We start from the raw sequence: 21,526 nt of genomic DNA, 5'->3' as shown, positions 1-21,526 counted from the left end.
GCCGCGGGTGAATCTTCTTCAGCAGCTTGGTACCATGCCGCGGTCAAGGCGCCGAGGTTTGCTCAAGCAGGGAGGTCTTTCCGATGACCGACAGAGGAGTGAAAGGCCGCGTCAAAGGGCTGTTCAGCGGACCAGGCCAGGAAAGCGAAATGCTTGACGCACCACAGCAGGTGGCGCCGGTCCTCCCCGACGCTGAAATGGAAAGGCAGGCGCTGCAAGTGCTGGTGCTAGCCCGGCGAACGGCCGAAGAGCACGTGGCCAACGCCCAGCAGGAAGCTGAGCGCATCCGCACCGACGCGCGGGCCAAAGCCGAACAAACAGCCAAAGACGCCCAAGCCATTGCCGAGGGCGTACGCCGCGACGCCAACAAAGCTCTTTCAGACGCCCGGGCACGGGCCGAAGAGCTGGCACGTGACGCCCAAGGTCACGCCGAGACGGTGCGCCGGGAAGCCGACATGACCTTGTCGGAAGCGCGGGCGAAGGCCGAGGAGATCACCAAATCGGCACAGTCCAAAGCAGACGCTCTTGAGCGCGAGGCCCGTCAGCGTTATCAGGACGTGGTCGGCAGCCTGGAGATCAAGCGCGCCTCGGTGCAGCAGCAAATCGAAGCGCTGCAACAGTTTGACCGCGACTACCGGTCACAGTTGCGCACGTTCATGCAAAGCCAGTTGCGCGTGCTCGGCCCGGAAGAGCCGAACACGGCCACCGCCGCGGTCATCCCGGCGCAGTCCACGGGCTCGCTGGATGAGGCGCCCCAGACGTTTGAGTCCGAAGCGCCCCAGCAGGTTTAGCTAACGTTCTGACGTGGCTGGCTCAGCGTCGCGCTGGGCCACGTCGTCCGGCGGGAACTCAGTTTCCCGCCCGAAGTACTCCCCTGGCTCCCGCTGAGCCGGGATCTCAGGCTCACGCCGCGGCAGTGGCTCTTGCTCCGGCTGCCCGAAGTATTCGCGATCCTGCCGGACATAGGCGTCAGGCTCACGCCGCGGCAACGGCTCACGGCCAAACGGATCCCGGCGCGGCAACGCCCCAGGCTGACCTTCGCTGTGCTGGCCTTCGGCTTCGCGCGCTTCGTCCTGACGCAACTCGGCCTCGCGCTGGGCGGCTTCCGCTTCCCGCCGCGCTTCGTCGTGCTGCGCTTCAGCCTCGCGCTGGGCGGCTTCGGCTTCCCGCTGGGCTTCGTCGTGTCGCGCTTCGGCTTCCTGCTGCGCTTCCGCGTCCCGCTGCGCTTCTTCCTGGCGCAGCTCGGCTTCGCGCTGCGCTTCGGCTTCACGCTGGGCCTCAGCCTGGCGCGCTTCCGCTTCGAGCTGGGCTGCCTCGTGACGGGCTTCGGCCTCGCGCTGGAACTCGGCCTGACGCAATTGGGCCTCGTGCTGCTGCTGAGCCTGGCGCTGTGCTTCGGCTTGACGCTGGAACTCAGCCTGCCGCTGGAACTCGGCCTGGCGCTGTGCCACGTCGTGGCGCATCTCGGCCTCACGCTGCTGCTGAGCTTGACGCTGCGCTTCAGCCTGACGGCGCAGTTCGGACTCGGGAGCCTGACTCAAATGCTCAGCGTTCTGGCCGTTGAGACCGGCCAGCGCTTCCTCAAGAGGCTGGGCCATAGGCTGCTGAGCGGCGGCACCCTGGGGTCCTAACTGGACGATGGGGAACTCGCCCGTGGCATCAGAACCACGCGCGGCCGCTGCCATGACCGCTGCCGCGGCAAGGCTGGCGACGCGTTCGGCTTCCCGCTGGACCCGCGCCCTGACCTCGATCGCGTGCTTTTCCGCGGCATCGGCTGCCCGCTGAGCCTCGTCGAGCCGGCTCAACTGAGCGGTCAGTTCCTGCGTGGTCTCGCCGAGACGCTGCTGCAGCTGAGCCAGCTCACGATCGGCGGCCGCACCTTCTTGCCGTGACTGGCCGAGGCGCTGCTGCACACTGTCCAGTTCGGACTGATGTTGCGCCACAGCCTGACGCTTGGTCTGGATCTCGTGCTGCAAAGCATTGAGAGTCTGCTGAGCGGTTGACGCCTGCTCTTCCGCGCGGCGCTTGAGGTCAGCGGCGTAGTGCTGGGCCTCGGCGGCGAGCGCGGAGTTCTTCTGGTTGACCGCCTGACGCAGATCGTTGATCTCGCGCTCGGCGACGGCCTTCATCTGTGCCGCTTCCTGCTGGGCCTGGTTACGGGCCGCTTCCAGGAGCGCTTCGATCTCGGCACGGGCCAGCTCAGCCTGCTGCGCGGTCTGCTCTTTGACCTGGGCTGCTTCCTTTTCGGCCTCTTCTTTAGCGGCATCGCCTTCCGCACGCAGACCGTCGGCCTGCTCGCGCGCCTCTACGAGCAGCTTGTCGGCTTTTGCCTGGTGATGCCCGGCTCGCTCGACCGCGTTGGCGACGATCGCCTCGGACTGTTTCTCAGCCAGGGCAAGGATCTGGTCGACCATCGGGCCAAGGTGGCGAAACGAAGCGCGCTCGATCTGGGCCGGCCGCTGGTGCAGTTCAGTAAGCTCATTTTGCAGCTTCTGAATCTGCGAACCCATGTCCTGGATCTGGCCGAAAGCGCGCTTACGCTCGCCCATGAGCGCGGTGAGTTCACTGTCGACGCGGGCGACGTATTGGTCGACCTGCCGTTTGTCGTAGCCACGCAGCCCGACTTCAAAGCCCGGCCGCGCGATCATGTCATCACGACTGGGCTGGTCTTTAGCCTGGGACATACGTCATCTCCTCCAAACGTCCGCGTGCACAGCGACACGCTACGCGCCGCAGAAGGCCACGTCACTACGCCCTCTGTACCACTTCGGCCAACTCGGTCTACCTATGCAGCCATCGACATCTGATCAGGCATGGGTGAGACTCGACGCGCGGCGGTCGCGGAACATCGCGCAACTACGCGGAAGTGGAGTAAACCAGGGTGCAATCCGACCGGCAGCTCGAGGTCACCTTCACCTCCGGGAGATCGGGTTCAGGCCCGGCCACCTGGGGACAGCAGAAGATCTGGAATGTGGTCAGCAGCCTCGGCAATGACGCCGCTAGGTACAACGTGACCGGTGGATCACCCGTGTCGCCTGGCATAACGCTGGCACGGGCCGATGAGATCTTTCGTAGCCTGCTTCATTTGCATGACTCTTTGCGCACGCGGCTTCATCTGGGTGATGACGGTCAGTTGACGCAGGTCGTGCACGCGAGCGGCGCGATACCGGTCCTCTCCCGACAGACCGCCGAAGATGACGTCACTGAAAATGCCTATGCGCTCTATCACGAGCTTCAGGGGCGCACGTTTGACTGTGCGAATGAGTGGCCGCTGCGCATCGGGCTGATCGAGGCGGGCGGTCTCGTGCGCTATGTCATCTTCTCGATGCCGCATACCGCCAGCGATGGCTGGGGGTTACGCAACCTGCTGGCCGATTTCGTGGATCTGCTTGGCAGCGTGCCTAAGGCGCGTGAGGATCTGATGCAGCCGCTGGAGGAAGCCGCGTTTCAGTTGTCTGATCGTGGCAGGCGGCGTGACGCCGCTGCCCGGCGGTCGATGCTGGACAAGCTCGCCCAGGGTCCGGTTTGCCTGTTCCCCGCTTATGCTGGGCAACCGCCGGCGCCGAAATTCCCTAACGCGTGCTTGCATTCTCCGGCTTTGGCCCTGGCGCTGGACTGGATCGCCGCTGATTTGGCGGTCACACCGTCGTCGGTGTTGCTGGCGGCCGCTTCCGCGTCGGCTGGGCGCATCACCGGCGTACGTGATGCGTTGTTTCAGGTTGTCGTGAGCAACCGGTTCCTGCCTGGTTTGGCGACGGGTGTGAACGTGGTGGCCAATGAAGGCTTCTTCTTTCTGCCCGATATCGACAAGGATTTCGCTGACGTGATCAGGCGTGCTTTCGGGGCGACGCTGTCCACGCAGCGGCACGCTTACTACGACAAGCTCACCCTGGATCGCGAGATTGAACAGCGCCGGTCGGCCGGTGAGGCAGTGGCTGATTATTCGTGTGTCATCAACGACACGCGTGGGCTGATGCCGATCCTGAACCTCGAAAAGGCTTCCCCTGAACCACTTTCCGAGGCTGTCGCCCGGACGGTTCTGACGTGGCCGGTCGAGTTCGAGCCGCGGACGTATACGACGTTCGCGCTGGGGGCTGGCGATGCCCGGGGTGCGCTGGAGTTGTCGATGACGGCTGACAGCGCTCTGGTGCCCAAGCCGGATATGGAGCGTTTCCTTTACGGCATCGAGGATCTGGTCGTCACGCAGGCTCTTGCCCTGGGTGCGCCTTAGCCGGCCGCTGCTGACAGTTCGTTGTAGCTGTCGGCGATTTCCTGTCCGCTTAGCTTTTGGATAGCGGCCATGATGTCGTCGGTGACGTCGCGGCGTACTTTTGCGCCTGCGCTGCCTTCGGGCTGTGCGAAATACATCGGCTCACCGAAGCGGACCGTGATGCGGCCTAGCTTGGGCAGCCGCGCTCCCACGGGCTGAATCTTGTCGGTGCCGATGAGCCCGACCGGCACGACCGGCGCTCCGGAGGCGAGGGCCAGCCACGCGACGCCGGTGCGGCCGCGGTAGATCCGGCCGTCGCGTGAGCGGCTGCCCTCGGGGTGAATGCCGAACGCGTGTCCCTCGGTGAGGACGTCCAGGGCCAGCTCGAGTGCTGCTTGGGCGGCGCGGTGACCGCCGCGTGGGACCGGGATGGCGTCGGTGCCGATGAAGAAGGAGCGTTTGAGCCAGCCCTTTATGCCGGGCTGGGTAAAGAATTCCTCTTTGGCCAGGAATGCCACGGGCCGCGGGGTAACCAGCGGGATGACGAAACTGTCGATAAACGACAAATGATTGGCAGCCAAGATGACCGGGCCGCGCTTGGGGACGTTGTGCGCTCCTTCGATCACCGGACGGTAGATAAGCCGGGCTGCCGGGGCGATGACACCGCGTACGGTCTTGGGAAGTAGCACGATCTTGGAGTTTACGCGGCGCTGACAAGCAGGTGGCGGGCACGCTGGCCGCGTGCCCGCCGCGACGGGCTGCTAGGTGACGCTGTAGATGCGCTCGACGGTCTGCGTGACGCGTTCGCCGGTGGCGGTCGTGGCCTCGACTTTGAGCCAGACATAGCCGGTGGCCGGGTTCTGGATCGTCGTGTTGCCATTGGTGACCGTGGTTTCGTGCCAGGTGGCTCCCTCGTCGGTGGAGAACCAGGCGCGCAGTCCGGTCAGTGCGGCCGTCTCGCCGGTGTTGGTGCGCTTGACGTCCACGCCGATGGTGTGCGGTTGCCCGGCTGGGGCGTTGTTGTAGAGGTCGAGGCCGAGCCGGTAGAACGGTTGCAGCAACGATTCGTCCTTGCATTCGAAGGGTGATCCTTGGAAGCAGGGCGCCGGATTTCCGCGCCCGGACCGGAAGGTCCACGTGGTGTCGACGCGCGGGGACAAGCGGCGGATCGCTTGCACTGGCCCACCGGGGCCGCTGGCCGGCAAGACGGTCTTAGCTTCCAGACGATATTCAAATTCTTCAGCTGGTACTGGGAAATCAGGCACCGAGGAATATGGTGACCCGATCGGGGGGATCTCGGTCCCGTCGCGGAACAGGCGGTAGGTTGTCGCGCGGTAGCCGTGGCTGTCGACGTCGAGCAGGTGTCCCACCGATCCGTCGCCCATGTAGGTGCTGGGCCGCAGGAATTGTTCTTGCCCTGCAAGGTTCAGCCGGAAGAACGACCGGTTGTGCGGATCGAATCCGCCCGGGGAACTCGGGCCGGAGAACCACACGTCGGTGCCGCCCATGGGACGGCGGTTGTACATCGTGATCTGGTTGCGGCCCTTGTCGTGGATGACCGCGATGCGGGTCCAGGTCACCTTCTGGATCGCATCGGCGCTGCCGCCGACGTATTCGGTGATTTTGGCTGGGCCGTTGAGGTTGATGGCTGGCATGACGATCGTGCCGGCGGCGTCGTTGCGGAATCCGATGAACGCCCGCCATGAGGCTAGCCCGGGCAGGTCGGCGTGATATTCGGCGTCCACGCGGGTGAGTTTGGCCGGGTCGACGCGGTGGGTCAGGTCGCTGGGGATGCCGCTATCGGGACCGTAGTGCAGGTTGTAGATGAACGCGGGGTTGGGTTTTGTCGTGACTGCCAGTGTCCCAGCGGTTTTCACCGCCAGGCCGTCAGCGCGCGAGAGCCCGAGGTAGGCGAGGTCGCGATAGGACGTGGGCACCGGTGCCGCGCCTTCGGTGTCGACGAACGTGACGATCGCTTTGGCACCAGCCGTGTGGGCGTTGCGGGCCGCGTAGTAGGTGGCCAGTGACGTGTTCTCGGCGGGAAGCCCTACCAGGGCAACCTTTCCAGCTACGTCGATGCCGGTGAAGTCAGAACCGTCGCCGGCCCAGACGGCCGGTTGCGTGCTCTGTCCCGGCAGGCCGGCCGCCCACAGGGCGGGGTCGTGGATGCCGCGCAGTTCGTGGCCTGCGGCGGTGAACCAGGTGATGCGGTCGGTGAAGGTCCACGTGTCTTGCAGGTTCAGCTTGCCGAACCGCGGGGCAAGGGTCGGGGTGGCGTAGGCGTCGCCGATAGCGCAGGCGCAGCCTAAGACCGCGGCGGCTCCGCCGGGCACGGAACGGCTAAACGACACCGAGTGCACCCGTGCTTCGGCGTCTCCGGCGTCGGTTCGCAGTGGCACCGCTAGGCGGGCGTCGAGGGTGACGCCGGTCTTGCGGGAAACAGGTATGTCCACTTTGGATAGTGCGGTCCAGCGCAGGCGGCCCGTCGCGGGACGTTGCGCCAGCGCGGACAGCACGCTGTAGCTTCCAGTGGGGACCTCTGCGGTGAACGTGCCGTCGGCGGTTTGTTCCGCGTCATAGAACAGTTGCGCGAACGGATCGTTGTTGGCGGCCTGATCGAAGTCGTCGCGCATCACGTAGACGCCCGGGGTCGCTTGCTGCCCTTGGTGATCGAGCACGCGTGTGGTGAGGGTGTGGGTGGGGGCCACGACGTAGAAACTGACCGGCGTGCGCAGGCTGACGCCGTCCGCGGTAGCGGTGATGACGCCGGAATACGAGCCGTTGGGGCCGAAGAACGTGTTCACGATGAGGAACGCGTCGGCTTGCCCGCGGGCGGGGACGGTGATCCGGCCGGTGAGTGCGGTGGCGCCCACCGGGATCGGGCGGCCGTTCCAGCCGGTGCCGGTCAGGGCGAGGTTGACGGTCACGGAACGGTCAGAGTTGTTGTGGTAGGTCAGCTTTTTCAGCTTCAGCGACTGGCGCTTGAGGCGGCCGAAGTCAACGGCGGCGGGGGCGGTTAGCTTCGCTGAGTACGCGCGAGAGATGTCGGTTCTTCCGGAACCGCCTTCGGTGACCTTGATGTTGACGTCGGCGGCTGTGGACACGAGGGTGTCTTTGAGACGTTGCGGTGTCCACTGTGGATGCTGCTGAGCCAGGATCGCGGCGGCTCCGGCGACATGAGGAGTGGCCATCGAGGTGCCGCTGGCCGAGGTGTAGCTATCGCCCACGGGTGTGCCCATGGCCGTGTCAACGGCACGCGCGGCGACGATGCTCACGCCGGGCGCCGTCAGGTCGGGCTTGATGCCCGCGTCGAGATAGCGGGGGCCACGGCTGGAGAAGTTCGCGAGCTTGTCGTCGCGGTCAACCGCACCGACCGTCAACGCTGCCTGTGCCGCGCCCGGAGACCCGACCGTGACCGGCCCGAACTCTCCCGTATTTCCCGCCGCGACAACGAAAAGCGCCCCGGTTTCGGCGGTGAGGCGGTTGAGTTCCAGCGATAACGGATCGGTGCCGTCGCTGATGCCGCCGCCGACACTCATGTTGATGACCTTCGCGCCCGAGGACGCCGCGTAGTTCATCGCGTCGATGAGCCACGAGTCGTAGCAGGAACCGGAGCCGTCACAGGCCTTGGCGTTGATGAGTTTCGCGCCTGGGGCGACACCTTTGTAGCGTCCGCCCGAGGCGGCTCCCGAGCCCGCGATCGTTGAGGCGACATGGGTTCCGTGCCCGTAGAGGTCGGCCGCGTCGGGGTCCTCGGTGAAGTTGTGCTCGGCCACGACCCGGTCAGACAGATCCGGGTGGGTGGCGTCGATGCCGGTATCGATGACAGCCACGGTGACGCCGGTGCCGTCGAGACCGGCACCCCAAGCCGCGGGTGCGCCAATCTGCGGCACACTCACGTCAAGGGCGACTTTGCGCCGGTGGTCCAGCCAGACTTTCGTTTGCTGGGCTAGCCCGCGCAGGAATTCGCCCTTGCGTTTGCCGTCGACGCGCACGCCGTCATAGCCGTTGGCCTGCTTGATGAGCACGGGCAGGGTGGTGGCCTGGTCCAGGCCTTCGCGCACGAGACCGGTGACGTTGAACAGCTCCCGGTCCAGGCGGGTGTCGTCGTCCACATCGGAGGGAATGACGTAAAGGTCACGGCTGCCCGCGATCGTGGATCCGGTGAGCCCCGTGAACGTGACGTCACGGCCGTCGGGGCGTGGGGCGGCCTCGACGGCGAAGGTGTTGTCAGCGAAGAACGTGACGACGTCACCGGTGATCAGCGTGACCCGGTGCGGTGAGGTGTCCACGCGCGACGGAAGCCGGGGCTGTGTCACGCCAGCGCTGTGCGCGGGGATCGGCCCGGCGAGCAACGCGAGTGTTAGCGAGATGATGAAAAGCTTGTTTCTACGCATGGCACGCATCCTGATAGGTGAATGTCAGGTGACGGAAGATGAAACAGCGGCGGATCCTCGCCATTGACGAGGACCCGCCACGAATCCACACTCGTCGCATGAACCCGCTCGGCCTCGATGAAGCGGCCCTGGCCGTCTATGAACGGCTCGTTGACCGGTCGCCCTCCACTGTGGACGAACTGCGAACCGCGGTGCTCCTGCCAATGAACCGGCTCCAGGAAGCCTTGGAAACATTGGAGTCTCGTGGCCTGGTGAGCCGGGTGGCGGGCAGCCCGGCGCGCTATGGCGCGATATCGCCAGACATCGCGATGGAAGTGCTTCTTCTGGAACGGGAGGAGGAGATCAAGAGGGCACGCCGTTATGCCGAGCAGCTCACGGCCCGGTTCCAGGCCGCCGCCATGCAGCGTGATCCGGCGGAGCTGGTCGAGATCGTCACGGGGATCCCGGCGTTGCGGCAACGGTGGGAGCAGCTTCAGCGCGGGACCCGCCAGGAGGTCCGGGGCATCGACAAGCCGCCGTACACGGTGTCGGCCAAGACGCCGGAAAGCACGCACACGGAGACGGAATTGCTCGGGCGTGGCGTGAAGTACCGCATCATCTATGACACCTCGGGCATTGATGTCATGACCGACTGGCATCTTGATATCGAGCGCAGCGCCGCTCTGGGTGAGCAGGCTCGGGTCATTACCAACGCGCCCACGAAACTGGTCATCTTCGACGACCGGTACGCGCTGATCCCGCTACAGGTCGCACCATCGACGATCGCCTCGATGATTCTCGTGCACCGCTCGGGTTTGCTGGAGGCGCTGTGCGCGTTGTTCGAAAGCCTTTGGGCCCAGGCGCTTCCGTTTGCCGTGCAGCAGACCTCCACGCCTGACCGCCCGACCGAGGACGAGGCACGGCTGCTGGCGTTGCTCGTGACCGGGGTTCAGGATGAGGTCATCGCCCGTCAGCTCGGCCTGTCGTATCGCACCTATCAGCGCCGCCTGGCTTCGCTTTTGCGCCGTCTCGGCGCGGAAACCCGGTTTCAGGCGGGTCTTCGGGCGGCGTTCCTCGGCTGGGTGACGCCGTAGCCTCCTACCTCCCGGGGGTAAGAGGTATCCTCCTCGGATGCGACCTCGACGACGAGCACGGCTACTGCTAGCCGCCCTGCTCCTTGTCGCGCTCGCTGGCTGGCAGGGCTGGCAGTGCCATGCCTCCCCCGCCCTGCCCTTCACCGCTGCGGGCTCTGGGCACCACGCCTCCGCCGACACCGGCTTCGCCGCGGCCGCTTTGCTCGACAGCCGCATCGCAACTGCTCCCGCCTCTGCAGCCAAGCCGGCGGAAGCCGGGCATGCCGATAGCAGCCTCACACCGGGTCAGGCGAAGGTGGGTGCGCAACTTGGCAGCGCCAAGGTTCGGGCAGAAGTGGATGCGCACCTTGGCACCGCTATTGCTGCGGGCGGCACGTTTGGCGGGCATGAGGAGCCGGCGGCGATGCTGGCGTGTTTGAGTTTCCTGGCCACCTTGGCCGTTGCTCTGTTTGTGCTCGCGCGGCCGCTGCGGGTGTTGGAGCTTGTGTCCCAAGCGCGTGAAGCGGTCAGCGTGGGGTGGTTTGGTGCGCGAACGCCACGACTGGCTCAACTAGGCGTCATGCGGACCTGAGGATAACCAGCTCTCGATGCATTGATAGTCATCGCTGGTTTACTACCCTCGGAAAGGCTTACTCGTGTCTGCACAACTCATCTCCGTTCTCCTGCTCGGCTTGCTCGCCGGTGGCGTGTCGTGCGCCGCGGTGCAAGGTGGGCTGCTGGCCGGCCTGGTCACCCGGCAGCGCACCGGCACCGATCAAGGCTCCAGCGTCACCGACGATCTCGCCCCGGTGGGCGGCTTCCTCGCCGGAAAACTTGTGTCCCACGGGCTGCTCGGGCTCGCGCTCGGCAGCATCGGATCGGTGATGCAACTGTCCCTGCACGTGCGGACGATGGCGCAGCTGGCCGCCGGTGTCCTGATCATCGTGATGGGGCTCGCTCAGCTCGGCGTCCCGGGATTGTCCAAGCTGGCCTTTAGCCCGCCCGCCGCGTGGGGACGTTTCGTGCGCGGACGGGCCCGTTCGATGTCCGTTTTCGCTCCCGCCGTGCTCGGCTTGGCGAGTGTGCTGATTCCGTGTGGCGTAACACTTTCGGTCATGGCCATGGCGGTCACGACGGGGTCGCCTTGGCAAGGTGCGGCGCTGATGCTGGTGTTCGTGCTGGGCACCGCGCCGCTTTTCACCCTTCTGGGTTATGCCGCAGCGCGTGCCCGCAGGGCTGCTGGGCCGTGGCGCAAGCGGCTGGCCACCGCGACGGGGTTGATGGTGCTCGCGGCCGGGCTTTACACGTTCAATGGCGGTCTTGAATTGTCCGCCTCTCCCCTGGCGGCCAGTCAGATCGCCGCCTGGTTCAGCGATGGCGCACCCGCCCCGGCGCAGGCGACCGTGACCGACGGCCAGCAGCGGATCACCATCACCGCCGTGACCGACGCCTACGAGCCCGCCGATCAGCAGGCGGTCGCTGGCGTGGACACGGTGCTTGTGGTGCGGTCGAAGCAGGCCCAAGGATGCATCCGGGCGTTCGTCATCCCGAGTTTGCGCATCGAGAAGACGTTGCCGGTCAACGGTGACACCGTCATCCCGCTTGGTGTGCTCAAGCCCGGCAAGCTGCGCTACACGTGCGGCATGGGCATGTACACCGGGCAACTGTCCATTGTGGAGAACCTGTCATGACCGTCGAGCACACGTTCACCGTGTCGGGCATGCATTGCGCCAGTTGTGGCCTGCTGATCGATGACGCGCTCGAAGACCTTGCCGGTGTGGAGCATGCGCAGACCAGCCTGCGCACCGGGGTCACGACCGTGCGGCTAGATCCAGCCGTGATCACACCTGCCGAAGTCGCCGAAACGATCCGCTCCACCGGCTATGGCGCCGCTTTACAGGCGCCTGAAGACTGACACGACTTTGCCGAGGATCGTCGCGGTGGTGCCGTCAAGCGGCTGGTAGTGCTGGTTGCGTGGCTCCAGCATGACCTTGGCACCTTTACGGCGGTAGACCTTGACGGTGGCTTCACCGTCAAGCATCGCCGCGACGATGTCGCCGTTTTCGGCGGTCGGCTGCTGGCGCACGACGACGATGTCGCCTTCGCAGATGGCGGCTTCGATCATCGAGTCGCCCTTGACGTGCAGACAGAAAAGCTCGCCCTGGCCAACCAGTTCTGGCGGCAGGGGCAGGTAGTCCTCAATTGACTCTTCGGCGGTGATGGGCACACCCGCCGCGATCGTGCCGAGCAGCGGAATCCAGACCGGCTTGGAACCTCTGTTGCTAACGGGTCTGTCCGTTGTGGACGTATCCAGAGTTACCGCGCGCGGCCGGTCCGGGTCGCGGCGCACGTAGCCCTTACGCACCAGTTCTTTGAGCTGATAGGCCACGGACGACGGCGAGACCAGGCCGACCGCCGCGCCGATCTCGCGGACGGTGGGTGGATAGCCGTGCTCCTGCACCCATTGCGCGATAGCGGAAAGGATGCGTTGCTGGCGTGCGCTGAGCTGGCTGGGCACCGTCATGCCCCAGATCCTACGCCATATTCGATCAGGTGTACGGGAGGCGCCCGCTTAACTCGAAGGGGGTCATAGGTGCTCTGCGAAGTGCGTACGCCAGTGCCCGCTCAGAAAAGGGCAGAGCAAGCGCATTGATGCTGGCAGTTGTGGGCAGGTCAGGTTGCTGTTGTTCTTGGCGGCTTGGGCTGCGTCAGTCCAGTGGGGCAGCGCAAGGAATTGCGCGCTCGGCTGCTGAGCTGCCAGCAGGGAGCAACCGGGCGTTTTGCTGCTGCCCGCACAGACTGGCCCAGCTTTCTGGCCTGCGGTAAGGACTATGCGACTAGGCGGATGACATGCCCCCATGTATGCGGGCACCAACCATACGCACTTCGCGACTACACATGAACCCAGGCCCGGCGGCGTGACTACCATCGCGCGCGCATGCCGACGGGCGCGGCGTGGCGGGCTGAAGCGGGCGCGCGGCAGGGCATGCAACGGGCGGCGGCGTGGCAGGCGGAGCGGGTGCGCGGCAGGGCATGCAGCGGACGGCGGGCGGGCAGGCGGCGGTCAGACGCAGCCAGCGGAAGCCCGCGAAAGTCAACAGGGCCAACAAGAATGAGATGGCGCGGCTGGAGGCGTCATAGCCTCGAGCCGCGCCATCGCAGGCACGTTCACCTGCCTCCGGATAGTCGCCAGTTAAGTGGTGACCGAACGGAAACGGCGCAAGCGCAAGCTGTTGGATACAACGAACACGGATGACAGGGCCATGGCCGCGCCGGCGATCATGGGGTTGAGCAGCCCGGTAGCGGCCAGTGGAATGGCGGCCACGTTGTAGGCGAACGCCCAGAACAGGTTGCCCTTGATGGTGCTCAGGGTCCGCCGCGACAGGCGGATGGCGTCCACCGCCGCGGTGAGGTCTCCGCGCACGAGCGTCAGGTCGGAGGCTTCGATGGCGACGTCGGTGCCGGTGCCCATGGCGAGGCCGAGGTCGGCCTGGGCGAGGGCGGCCGCGTCGTTGACGCCGTCTCCGGCCATCGCGACGACTTTTCCTTCGCCCTGAAGGCGTTTGACGACCTCCACTTTGTCCTGTGGCAGGACTTCGGCGATGACTTCGCTGATGCCAACCTCTTCGGCGATGGTGCGCGCGACCGTCGCGTTGTCGCCGGTGAGCAGGATCGGGGTCAGGCCCAGGTCCTTGAGCGCTTGCACGGCTGCCTTGCTGGTGGGCTTGACCGCGTCGGCCACGGATAGCACGGCTCGCACTTCGCCGTCCCAGCCGGCCAGCACTGCCGTGTGTCCCTTGGCTTGTGCGGCTTGCTGTGCTTCAGCGAGGGCTGCCGAGACGGTCAAACCCTGATCGCTGAACAACTGTGGGCGCCCGACAACGACCTTCTTGCTGTCGACGATGCCGGTGACGCCCAAACCCTCCACATTGGAGAAATCCGTAACCGCTGCGGTTGACGCGGCGGCTAAAGCGATCGCCCGTGCGACCGGGTGCTCGGATGCCGCTTCTAGGGCGCCTGCGAGGCGAAGTGCCTCGTCGCGTGCCGAAGCCGGGAAGACGTCCACCAGCGTCATCTGCCCGGTGGTCACGGTGCCGGTCTTGTCCAGCACGATGGTGTCCACGGCACGGGTTGACTCGAGCACTTCAGGGCCTTTGATGAGGATGCCCATCTGCGCTCCGCGGCCGGTGCCGACGAGCAGTGCGGTCGGTGTCGCGAGCCCTAGCGCACAGGGGCAGGCGATGATGAGGACCGCGACGGCGGCGGTGAACGCGGCGGCGACGCCGCTTTGCGTACCAAGCCAAAATCCAAGGGTGGCAACGGCCAGAGCGATGACGATGGGCACGAACACCGCGGAGATCTTGTCGGCCAGGCGTTGCACCGCGGCCTTGCCCGACTGGGCTTGTTCCACGAGCTTGGCCATCTGGGCCAGTTGTGTATCAGCGCCAACGCGTTCGGCCCGCACGATGAGCCGGCCGCTGACGTTGACGGTCGCGCCGACGACGCGGTCGCCCGGTTTGACGTCGACTGGGACGGATTCACCGGTGACCATGGAGTTGTCCACGGCCGACGTTCCTTCGGTGATGATGCCGTCGGTGGCAACCTTTTCGCCGGGGCGGATGACGAACAGGTCGCCGACGGCTAGCTGCTCGACCGGAATGCGGGTCTCGGCTCCGTTGCGAAGCACCGCGACCTCTTTGGCGCCCAGCTCCAGCAGCGCCCGCAGGGCGGCACCGGCGCGGCGCTTGGAACGGGACTCGAAGTAGCGCCCGGCCAAGATGAACATGGTGACCCCGGCCGCGACCTCAAGGTAGAGGTTGCCCGCTCCGTCACTGCGCTCGATGGCGAGGCTGAAGGGGTGCTTCATGCCCGTGACGCCCGCGGTGCCGAAGAACAAGGCCCACAAAGACCATCCAAAAGCGGCGAGGGTACCAAGGGAGATGAGCGTGTCCATCGTGGCCGCCCCGTGGCGCAGGTTGGCCCACGCCGCTTTGTGGAAGGGCAAGCCGCCGTAGACGACCACCGGTGCGGCCAGTGTTAGCGATAGCCATTGCCAGTTGGGGAATTGCAGGGCGGGAACCATCGCGAGCACGATGACCGGAACCGATAGCACGATCGCGACGATCAGCCTGGTACGCAAGGGATCTGATGGCTCTTCGGTGGTTTCGGCTTTCGCAGCGGGCAACGCGGCGGTGTAGCCGGTGGCCTCGACCGTGGAGACGAGGTCTTGTGGGGTCACCGTTTCCGGGTAGGAGACGGTGGCCTTCTCGGTGGCGTAGTTGACGGTCGCGACGACTCCGTCGAGTTTGTTGAGCTTCTTCTCGATGCGCATGGCGCAGGAGGCACAAGTCATGCCGCCGATGGCGAGTTCGATTTGCTTTGGTGCTGTTGTTGTCATGACTCTTCCTCCCTTCAGTGGCCGTGGCCGGGTGAGCCGTGCGGGCTAGGGGTGGCGGTGGGAGCCACCGGCACCGTAACGCCGTTGGTGGTGGCGGTGAACTGGGCTGTGCGGACCGTTCCCTGATGCTGGAAGTCCAGGAACAGTCCGTATGTTCCCGCGCTCGGCACTTCGGCGTAGAACACGATCTGCGGTCCGGCTTTCGTGGTCTCTTCCGGGTGCACGTGCAGGTAGGCCAGATCACCGTCGCGCAGGGCGACCAGGTGCCCAAAGGCGCCGAGATAGGGCTCCAGATCCGTTACTGGCGCTCCGGCTTTAGTGACCGTGAGCGTGAGTTTGGAGGAGGTGCCCGCAACGAGGTCGCCGTCGATGGTGACGGTGTAGTCATCGACCTTGGCTTCGCGGGTCACCTGTGCGGGTGGTTGCGGCTGGTAGTCGCCGGGCGCGTTGACGTCGGCGCCCAGGATCAGGCCGCTGTCGCGTCCCGTGGGCTGAAAGTCGGCGAAAACGCGGTATGGGCCCGGTTGCCCGGCGCGCAGCGGCACTTCCCACGTGCCGTCAGGCGCGAGCACCGGGTGCACGTGCTGGAACCCGGTCAGGTCACGGCGGGCGACGATCAGGTGCAGATCCTTCTCGTGCGCACGGGTATAGGAGGTCAGCGCTTTTCCGTCTGGGTCAAGCACTTTGAACCGGAACGGCTGACTGTCCGTTGTGGACAATGTTGGCGTGACGACCTCGAGACGGTAGCCGTCCTGGGCGATCTGCAGTCCGCCGGGCACGGCTGGAGCGGCACTGTCGCCGCCGTGTTCGTCGCCGTGCGCTTGCGGTTGCGTGGCGGGGGCGAAGGGACCGGCGAGTGTGCCGGCGCCCCACGCCGCCGCGAAGATCGCTACCAGGCCCAGCCCGAAGAGGCTGAGCTTGACAGGTGTCTTCATACCGTTGTCACCACCCGATATCCGGCCTCGTCGACAGCTGACGCGATGGCCGCGTCGTCTAGGGCCTGTTCACTGTCGACGGTAACCGTCCCTGAGGCGAGGTCGATGTTCACCCCGCGCACGCCCGTGAGCTTGCTGATCTCGGTGGTAACGGAGTTCACGCAGTGGCCGCAGGTCATTCCGGAAACGGTGTAGGTCTTCGTCGTCATAACGCTCACCCTACCCCTACCCCCCAGGGGTATCAAGTGTGACGGCGGCCGCAGGTTTTCGGCCCCATCCGGCGGGTACGGGACCGGCATGAAGACAACGTGGAAACCACCCGCCCGGGAACGCCACGGTGAACTCACCAACCGGTCGAATCTGCCGGACGAGATCTTCGCGTTCCCGAAGAAGCGCAAGGAACCACTCACGGACGCCTCGCATGTGCGCAACGCGCTAGCACGGTTCGACCAGGTCGAGGACGTGACCGACGCCGAACGCGACCAGGCGTTCGCCAACATCAAGAAAGCGGCCGAACACTTCGATGTCGAGGTGAGCGAGGCCAGCTGGCACGAACTCGGCAAGCCCGAATGAAACAGTTGCGAGTACCAGTTGACAAGTTAACGCAATATTTCGACAATTCAATGAAAGTTTGGCAGGGCCGAGAGGCCCTGTAGGTCGGTCCCGCTCGCCGCCCACCTGTTCCTTAACCGTCCCCCAGTGACAGGACAGCGATGAGACGAACGACCCTGGCCTTGTTCGCGGCCGCGCTTGTGACGACATATGGGCTGGTAGCCCCCGCGCAGGCCGCGGGCGGGCCCAATCTGTCGCCCGGCAAGCCCGTATCGGCGAGCACCTCCAACGGCCCCTACACCCCCGGCAACCTCAACGACGGCAACGCCTCGTCCTATTGGGAAAGTGCCAACAACGCCTTCCCGCAATGGGCTCAGGTCGACCTCGGCACCAGCACCAGCATCGACCAGGTCGTGCTGAAACTGCCCGCTGGCTGGGGCGCCCGCTCCCAGACACTGTCCATTCAGGGCAGTGCGACCGGCTCCTCCTTCACCCCGATCGTGGCTTCCGCCAGCTACTCCTTCGCACCCGGCAGCGCCAACACGGTCACCATCAACTTCCCCGCGGCGGCAACGCGCTTCGTGCGCGTCAACATCACGGCCAACACCGGCTGGCAAGCCGCGCAGCTGTCCGAATTGGAGATTTACGCAGCTGGCACGCCTTCGGGCAACCTCGCGCTCGGACGCCCCACAACGGAAAGTGGTCACGCTGACGTCTACGGCGCGGACCGCATCGTCGACGGAAACCAGGGCACGTACTGGGAGAGCGTCAACAACTCGTTCCCCGAGTGGGCACAGGTCGACCTGGGCGCGGCGGTGAGCGTCGACCGGGTCGTGCTGAAGCTGCCCGCCTCCGGCTGGGGCAGCCGCACGCAAACGCTGTCCGTGCAGGGCAGCACCAACGGAACGTCGTTTACCGACTTGAAGGCGTCCGCCACGTACACGTTCGACCCGGCGGTCGCGGGCAACTCGGTCGCCATCACGTTCACGGCGACGTCAGCTCGTTATGTGCGGATCAACATCACCGCCAACAGCGCGTGGCCTGCCGGTCAGTTGTCGGAACTTGAGGTCTATGGGGCGGGTGGCCCGGTCGATACGACGCCACCGAGCGTTCCCGGGACTCTGTCTTATTCGGTGTCCGGCACGACGATCACGCTGAACTGGGGCGCGTCGACGGACAACGCCGGTGGCAGCGGCATGGCCGGTTACGACATCTACCGCAACGGCTCGCTGGCTCAGACGGTGGGCAACGTGACGACGTGGAACGACACACAGCCCGCCACGGCGACGGTGTCTTACTTCGTGCGTGCCCGTGACAACGCCAGCAACGTGTCTGGCAACAGCAATACCGTTACGCGGCAGGGGACTGAAGTGGACACGACTCCCCCGGGTGTTCCGGGGACACTGTCCTATCTGGTCGCTGGCACGACGATCACGCTGAACTGGGGCGCGTCGACGGACAACGCCGGTGGCAGCGGCATGGCTGGCTACAACATCTACCGCAACGGCTCGCTGGCTCAGACGGTGGGCAACGTGACGACGTGGAACGACACACAGCCCGCCACGGCGACGGTGTCTTATTACGTGCGTGCCCGCGACAACGCGGGGAACCTTTCCGGCAACAGCAACACCGTTACCCGGCAGGGAACGCAGCCGCCCGGATGCAACAACGTGGCCTCTGGCAAGACGATGACCGCTAGTGGGTCGACGTTCACGTTCACTCCGGAGAAGGCCAACGATGGGCAACTGTCGACCTATTGGGAGGGCGCGGCTGGGTACCCACAACATTTGATTGTGGCCCTTGGCGCCAACCACCACGTCACCGCGGTGCGGGTGAAGCTGAACCCGGACCCCGCGTGGGGAACTCGCACGCAAAACATCGAGATCCTTGGGCGTGACCAGGGATCGTCTTCCTACACCACGGTTCTGGCCGGCGCTACGTACCAGTTCGTTCAGGGCAACAATGTCGTGGAGATCCCGGTGACGGCCACGACGGCCGATGTGCAGCTGCGTTTCCACAGCAACTCTGGCGCCCCTTCGGGTCAGGTGGCCGAGCTGGAAGTCTGTGGCACCCCAGCGCCGAACCCGGATCTGGTGGTGTCCAATGTCTCCTGGACCCCAGCCTCCCCCACCGAAACGTCAGCGATCACGCTGTCGGCGACGGTGCAAAACATTGGCACCGCTGCTTCTCCTGGCACGACGGTCAACTTCGTGCTCGGCGGATCGGTGGTGGGCAGTGCGGCGGTTGGCGGGCTGAACGCTGGCGCGTCAACGACCGTCTCGTTCAACGCGGGCACCCGCGCGATGGGCAGCTACAGTGTCGTGGGCGTGGTTGACCCCACGAACACGGTGGTGGAGCAGAACAACGCCAATAACACGTTCACGTCACCGATTCAGCTCGTAGTGGCACAGGCTCCGGGCCCGGATCTGCAAGTGGCTGGTGTCACGTGGAATCCGCCTAACCCGGCTGTTGGCGCAGCTGTTTCCTTCACAGTGTCGGTCAACAACAGGGGCACCACGGCCTCGGCCGCCTCGGTGACCCGGGTGACGGTTGGCAGCACGGTTTTGAATGGCAGCACAGGAGCGATCGCCGCTGGTGCGACGGTCAGCGTGGCCATCTCCGGCACGTGGACGGCCACTTCCGGTGGGGCCACGATCGTGGCGGCCGCGGACGCGACCGGTGTCGTGGCAGAAACCAATGAAACCAACAACACGCTCAGCCAGTCCATTGTGGTCGGACGCGGCGCGGCGGTGCCGTGGGTGTCCTACGAAGCCGAAGCGGCCGCACACAACGGCACCCTGCTGACTACCGATCCCCTGCGCACGTTTGGGCACACCAACTTCGGCACCGAGTCTTCGGGCCGGGCGTCGGTACGCCTGAACAGCCAAGGCCAGTTCGTGGAGTTCACGTCCGCCAACGCGGCCAACTCGATCGTGGTGCGTAACTCAATTCCCGACGCCGCCGGCGGTGGCGGGATCGACGCGACGATCAGCCTGTATATCAACGGAGTGTTCAACCGCAAGCTTACGTTGTCGTCCAAGCACAGCTGGCTTTACGGCACGACCGACGACCCTGAGGGTTTGACGAACACGCCACAGACCAACGCACGCCGTCTCTTTGACGAGTCAAGCGCCCTGCTCTCGCAGTCCTATCCGCAGGGCACCAAGTTCAAGCTGCAACGCGATGCCGGGGACGACGCGTCGTTCTACATCATCGATTTCATTGACCTGGAGCAGGTTGCCCCGGCTTTGACGCAGCCATCGAACTGCACGTCGATTACGGCCTATGGCGCGGTACCAAATGATGGTCTTGAAGACACGGACGCGATCCAGCGTGCCGTGACCGATGACCAGAACGGTGTCATCAACTGCGTGTGGATCCCGGCCGGACAGTGGCGGCAGGAAAAGAAGATCCTGACCGATGACCCGCTCAACCGCGGCACCCACAACCAGGTTGGCATCAGCAACGTGACCATTCGCGGGGCTGGGATGTGGCACTCGCAGCTTTACAGCCTCATCCAGCCGCACCAGGCACCCGGGATGATCAACCATCCGCATGAGGGCAACTTCGGTTTCGACATCGACAAGAACACCGTCATCTCCGACATCGCCATCTTCGGTTCTGGCCGCATCCGTGGCGGTGACGGCAATGCCGAAGGCGGCGTTGGCCTCAACGGCCGGTTCGGCGTCGGGACAACGATTTCGAACGTGTGGATCGAGCACGCCAACGTGGGTGTATGGGCCGGGCGCGACTTCACCAACATCCCCGAACTGTGGGGCCCCGGTGATGGCGTCATGTTCAGCGGCATGCGGATTCGCAACACCTATGCCGACGGCATCAACTTCGCCAACGGCACCCGCAACTCGACCGTGTTCAACTCGTCGTTCCGCACCACCGGCGATGACGCCCTGGCGGTTTGGGCCAGTCAGTACGTCAAGGACACCTCCGTCGACATCGGGCACGACAACCGGTTCGCCAACAACACGATTCAGCTCGTGTGGCGGGCCAACGGCATCGCCATCTACGGCGGCTACGGCAACAAGATTGAAAACAACCTCATCTACGACACGATGAACTATCCCGGCATCATGCTGGCGACCGACCACGACCCACTGCCGTTCTCGGGTCAGACGCTGATCGCCAACAATGGGCTCTACCGCACCGGCGGGGCGTTCTGGAACGAGGATCAGGAGTTCGGGGCGATCACGTTGTTCGCCCAGAGCCGCGGCATCCCAGGCGTCGTCATCCGCGACACGGATATCTTCGACTCCACCTACGACGGGATCCAGTTCAAGACCGGCGGTGGTGTCGTCACCGCGACGATTACGAATGTTCGCATCGACAAATCCAATAACGGTGCCGGCATTCTGGCCATGAGTGGCGCGCAAGGCAGCGCCACGCTCACCAATGTGGTCATCACCAATTCCGCTGACGGAGACATCGTCCGCCAGCCTGGCACTCAGTTTGTGATCAACGGCGGCTAAATCGCGCCTTGATCGTTGGCCAGGGCATGAGATCAATTATTCGTGCCCTGGCCGTCGCCTTTGTGGCCACCGCCGTTGCTATCACTGGCACACCAGCGGTGGCCGCTGCCGTTCCGCCTGAGATCTTCTTGCTGATCGCCGAGATTCCCGGCGGGTCCACCGACGCTAAGCACCCGCGTGAGATCGTCATCGACTCGTTCTCCTTCGGCGCCACCCGGGTTGGCGACGATGGCACCGGCGGTGGTGGCGCCACCGGCAAGGTCGTGTTCCAGGATCTGCACCTGACGAAGAAGCCTGATGTCGCGAGCCCGCTGCTGTTCCAGGGCATCGTGCAGGGCAAGCACTACGTCCAAGCCGTGCTGTCGGTGGAAAAGCCGGGCCCGGGACAGACTCCGTACCTCATCATCACGATGAAGGATGTCCTCATTTCCTCCTATCACACCAATGGCGGCACGGAAGCGGTAAGTCTTCACTTCGACGAGGTCACGCTCGGCTAGT

Annotated in this window: 16 protein-coding genes; 9 read left to right on the top strand and 7 right to left on the bottom strand. The window is 65.1% G+C overall.

Translation table 11 applies throughout. The annotated features are described in order from the left end of the window. The first annotated feature begins 83 nt into the window (after window positions 1–83). On the top strand, window positions 84–791 hold the full coding sequence (locus tag A3E1_RS0104660; RefSeq protein ID WP_157631312.1) for a hypothetical protein: 708 nt from the start codon (window positions 84–86) through the stop codon (window positions 789–791). Here the strand turns inward: A3E1_RS0104660 and A3E1_RS44415 are convergent, their stop codons facing one another. Then, window positions 792–2,684 carry a DivIVA domain-containing protein gene (locus A3E1_RS44415; protein WP_051104777.1) on the bottom strand — a complete coding sequence of 631 codons (1,893 nt, stop codon included), beginning with the start codon at window positions 2,682–2,684 and terminating at the stop codon, window positions 792–794. 197 nt (window positions 2,685–2,881) lie between these two features. Between A3E1_RS44415 and A3E1_RS38905 the strand changes: the two genes are divergently transcribed. Beyond that, window positions 2,882–4,231 carry a condensation domain-containing protein gene (locus tag A3E1_RS38905; RefSeq protein ID WP_020519577.1) on the top strand — a complete coding sequence of 450 codons (1,350 nt, stop codon included), beginning with the start codon at window positions 2,882–2,884 and terminating at the stop codon, window positions 4,229–4,231. Here A3E1_RS38905 and A3E1_RS0104645 read toward each other — a convergent pair. Both A3E1_RS0104645 and A3E1_RS0104640 read right to left on the bottom strand, forming a co-directional pair. Further along, entirely contained in the window at window positions 4,228–4,899 is a 672-nt protein-coding gene (locus A3E1_RS0104645; protein WP_020519576.1) for a lysophospholipid acyltransferase family protein, read from the bottom strand. The two genes, A3E1_RS38905 and A3E1_RS0104645, sit on opposite strands and share 4 nt — an antisense overlap. A 72-nt stretch (window positions 4,900–4,971) precedes the next feature. Then, window positions 4,972–8,607 (bottom strand): S8 family serine peptidase, encoded by a 3,636-nt coding sequence (locus A3E1_RS0104640; protein WP_020519575.1) that lies wholly within the window; start codon window positions 8,605–8,607, stop codon window positions 4,972–4,974. Window positions 8,608–8,645: 38 nt separating this feature from the next. On the opposite strand from A3E1_RS0104640, the gene A3E1_RS0104635 reads away from it, so the two are divergent. The 4 genes from A3E1_RS0104635 to A3E1_RS0104620 all read left to right on the top strand — a co-directional run bounded on the left by A3E1_RS0104635 (window position 8,646) and on the right by A3E1_RS0104620 (window position 11,574). Continuing rightward, on the top strand, window positions 8,646–9,680 hold the full coding sequence (locus A3E1_RS0104635) for a helix-turn-helix domain-containing protein (protein WP_211215850.1): 1,035 nt from the start codon (window positions 8,646–8,648) through the stop codon (window positions 9,678–9,680). A gap of 37 nt (window positions 9,681–9,717) precedes the next feature. After that, the gene (locus A3E1_RS0104630) at window positions 9,718–10,251 is read left to right on the top strand and encodes a hypothetical protein (RefSeq protein WP_020519573.1); all 534 of its coding nucleotides are present in this window, start codon (window positions 9,718–9,720) and stop codon (window positions 10,249–10,251) included. A gap of 64 nt (window positions 10,252–10,315) precedes the next feature. After that, a complete protein-coding gene (locus tag A3E1_RS0104625; RefSeq protein WP_020519572.1) occupies window positions 10,316–11,350 on the top strand; it encodes a sulfite exporter TauE/SafE family protein in 1,035 nt (344 codons plus the stop codon). After that, window positions 11,347–11,574, top strand: a complete 228-nt coding sequence (locus tag A3E1_RS0104620; protein WP_020519571.1) for a heavy-metal-associated domain-containing protein — start codon at window positions 11,347–11,349, stop codon at window positions 11,572–11,574. The genes A3E1_RS0104625 and A3E1_RS0104620 overlap by 4 nt, the downstream gene beginning before the upstream one ends. On the opposite strand, the gene lexA is transcribed toward A3E1_RS0104620, so the two are convergent. The 4 genes from lexA to A3E1_RS0104600 all read right to left on the bottom strand — a co-directional run bounded on the left by lexA (window position 11,554) and on the right by A3E1_RS0104600 (window position 16,201). Beyond that, complete coding sequence (gene lexA, locus A3E1_RS0104615) at window positions 11,554–12,183, bottom strand: transcriptional repressor LexA (protein ID WP_020519570.1); 630 nt, start codon at window positions 12,181–12,183, stop codon at window positions 11,554–11,556. The genes A3E1_RS0104620 and lexA overlap by 21 nt on opposite strands. A gap of 669 nt (window positions 12,184–12,852) precedes the next feature. After that, window positions 12,853–15,057, bottom strand: coding sequence for a heavy metal translocating P-type ATPase (locus tag A3E1_RS0104610; protein WP_020519569.1), 2,205 nt, complete (start codon window positions 15,055–15,057; stop codon window positions 12,853–12,855). A gap of 14 nt (window positions 15,058–15,071) precedes the next feature. Then, on the bottom strand, window positions 15,072–15,992 hold the full coding sequence (locus tag A3E1_RS0104605; RefSeq protein ID WP_020519568.1) for a hypothetical protein: 921 nt from the start codon (window positions 15,990–15,992) through the stop codon (window positions 15,072–15,074). After that, window positions 15,989–16,201 (bottom strand): heavy-metal-associated domain-containing protein, encoded by a 213-nt coding sequence (locus tag A3E1_RS0104600; protein ID WP_020519567.1) that lies wholly within the window; start codon window positions 16,199–16,201, stop codon window positions 15,989–15,991. Before A3E1_RS0104600 ends, A3E1_RS0104605 begins: the two co-directional genes overlap by 4 nt. 88 nt (window positions 16,202–16,289) lie before the next feature. On the opposite strand from A3E1_RS0104600, the gene A3E1_RS0104595 reads away from it, so the two are divergent. From A3E1_RS0104595 to A3E1_RS38900, 3 genes are all read left to right on the top strand, one after another. Then, a complete protein-coding gene (locus tag A3E1_RS0104595) occupies window positions 16,290–16,565 on the top strand; it encodes a DUF6582 domain-containing protein (RefSeq protein ID WP_020519566.1) in 276 nt (91 codons plus the stop codon). Window positions 16,566–16,705: 140 nt separating this feature from the next. Then, complete coding sequence (locus tag A3E1_RS0104590; protein WP_020519565.1) at window positions 16,706–21,028, top strand: discoidin domain-containing protein; 4,323 nt, start codon at window positions 16,706–16,708, stop codon at window positions 21,026–21,028. Between the two features lie 26 nt (window positions 21,029–21,054). Continuing rightward, a complete protein-coding gene (locus tag A3E1_RS38900; protein ID WP_083929358.1) occupies window positions 21,055–21,525 on the top strand; it encodes an Hcp family type VI secretion system effector in 471 nt (156 codons plus the stop codon). The last annotated feature ends 1 nt before the right edge of the window (window position 21,526 follow it).

Origin of the sequence: Catelliglobosispora koreensis DSM 44566 (genome assembly GCF_000379685.1) — a bacterium.
GTDB classification, from domain to species: domain Bacteria; phylum Actinomycetota; class Actinomycetes; order Mycobacteriales; family Micromonosporaceae; genus Catelliglobosispora; species Catelliglobosispora koreensis.
The sequence above is the reverse complement of the archived record's forward strand: the minus strand, read 5'-3'. Positions and strand labels throughout refer to the sequence as shown.

Excerpts from the sequence above, each read along its gene's own strand:
- A3E1_RS0104660 (WP_157631312.1), top strand. The coding sequence starts at position 84 with ATGACCGACAGAGGAGTGAAAGGCCGCGTCAAAGGGCTGTTCAGCGGA.
- A3E1_RS44415 (WP_051104777.1), bottom strand. The coding sequence starts at position 2,684 with ATGTCCCAGGCTAAAGACCAGCCCAGTCGTGATGACATGATCGCGCGG.
- A3E1_RS0104640 (WP_020519575.1), bottom strand. The coding sequence starts at position 8,607 with ATGCGTAGAAACAAGCTTTTCATCATCTCGCTAACACTCGCGTTGCTC.
- A3E1_RS0104635 (WP_211215850.1), top strand. The coding sequence starts at position 8,646 with ATGAAACAGCGGCGGATCCTCGCCATTGACGAGGACCCGCCACGAATC.
- A3E1_RS0104630 (WP_020519573.1), top strand. The coding sequence starts at position 9,718 with ATGCGACCTCGACGACGAGCACGGCTACTGCTAGCCGCCCTGCTCCTT.
- A3E1_RS0104620 (WP_020519571.1), top strand. The coding sequence starts at position 11,347 with ATGACCGTCGAGCACACGTTCACCGTGTCGGGCATGCATTGCGCCAGT.
- lexA (WP_020519570.1), bottom strand. The coding sequence starts at position 12,183 with ATGACGGTGCCCAGCCAGCTCAGCGCACGCCAGCAACGCATCCTTTCC.
- A3E1_RS0104610 (WP_020519569.1), bottom strand. The coding sequence starts at position 15,057 with ATGACAACAACAGCACCAAAGCAAATCGAACTCGCCATCGGCGGCATG.
- A3E1_RS0104605 (WP_020519568.1), bottom strand. The coding sequence starts at position 15,992 with ATGAAGACACCTGTCAAGCTCAGCCTCTTCGGGCTGGGCCTGGTAGCG.
- A3E1_RS0104600 (WP_020519567.1), bottom strand. The coding sequence starts at position 16,201 with ATGACGACGAAGACCTACACCGTTTCCGGAATGACCTGCGGCCACTGC.
- A3E1_RS0104595 (WP_020519566.1), top strand. The coding sequence starts at position 16,290 with ATGAAGACAACGTGGAAACCACCCGCCCGGGAACGCCACGGTGAACTC.
- A3E1_RS0104590 (WP_020519565.1), top strand. The coding sequence starts at position 16,706 with ATGAGACGAACGACCCTGGCCTTGTTCGCGGCCGCGCTTGTGACGACA.
- A3E1_RS38900 (WP_083929358.1), top strand. The coding sequence starts at position 21,055 with ATGAGATCAATTATTCGTGCCCTGGCCGTCGCCTTTGTGGCCACCGCC.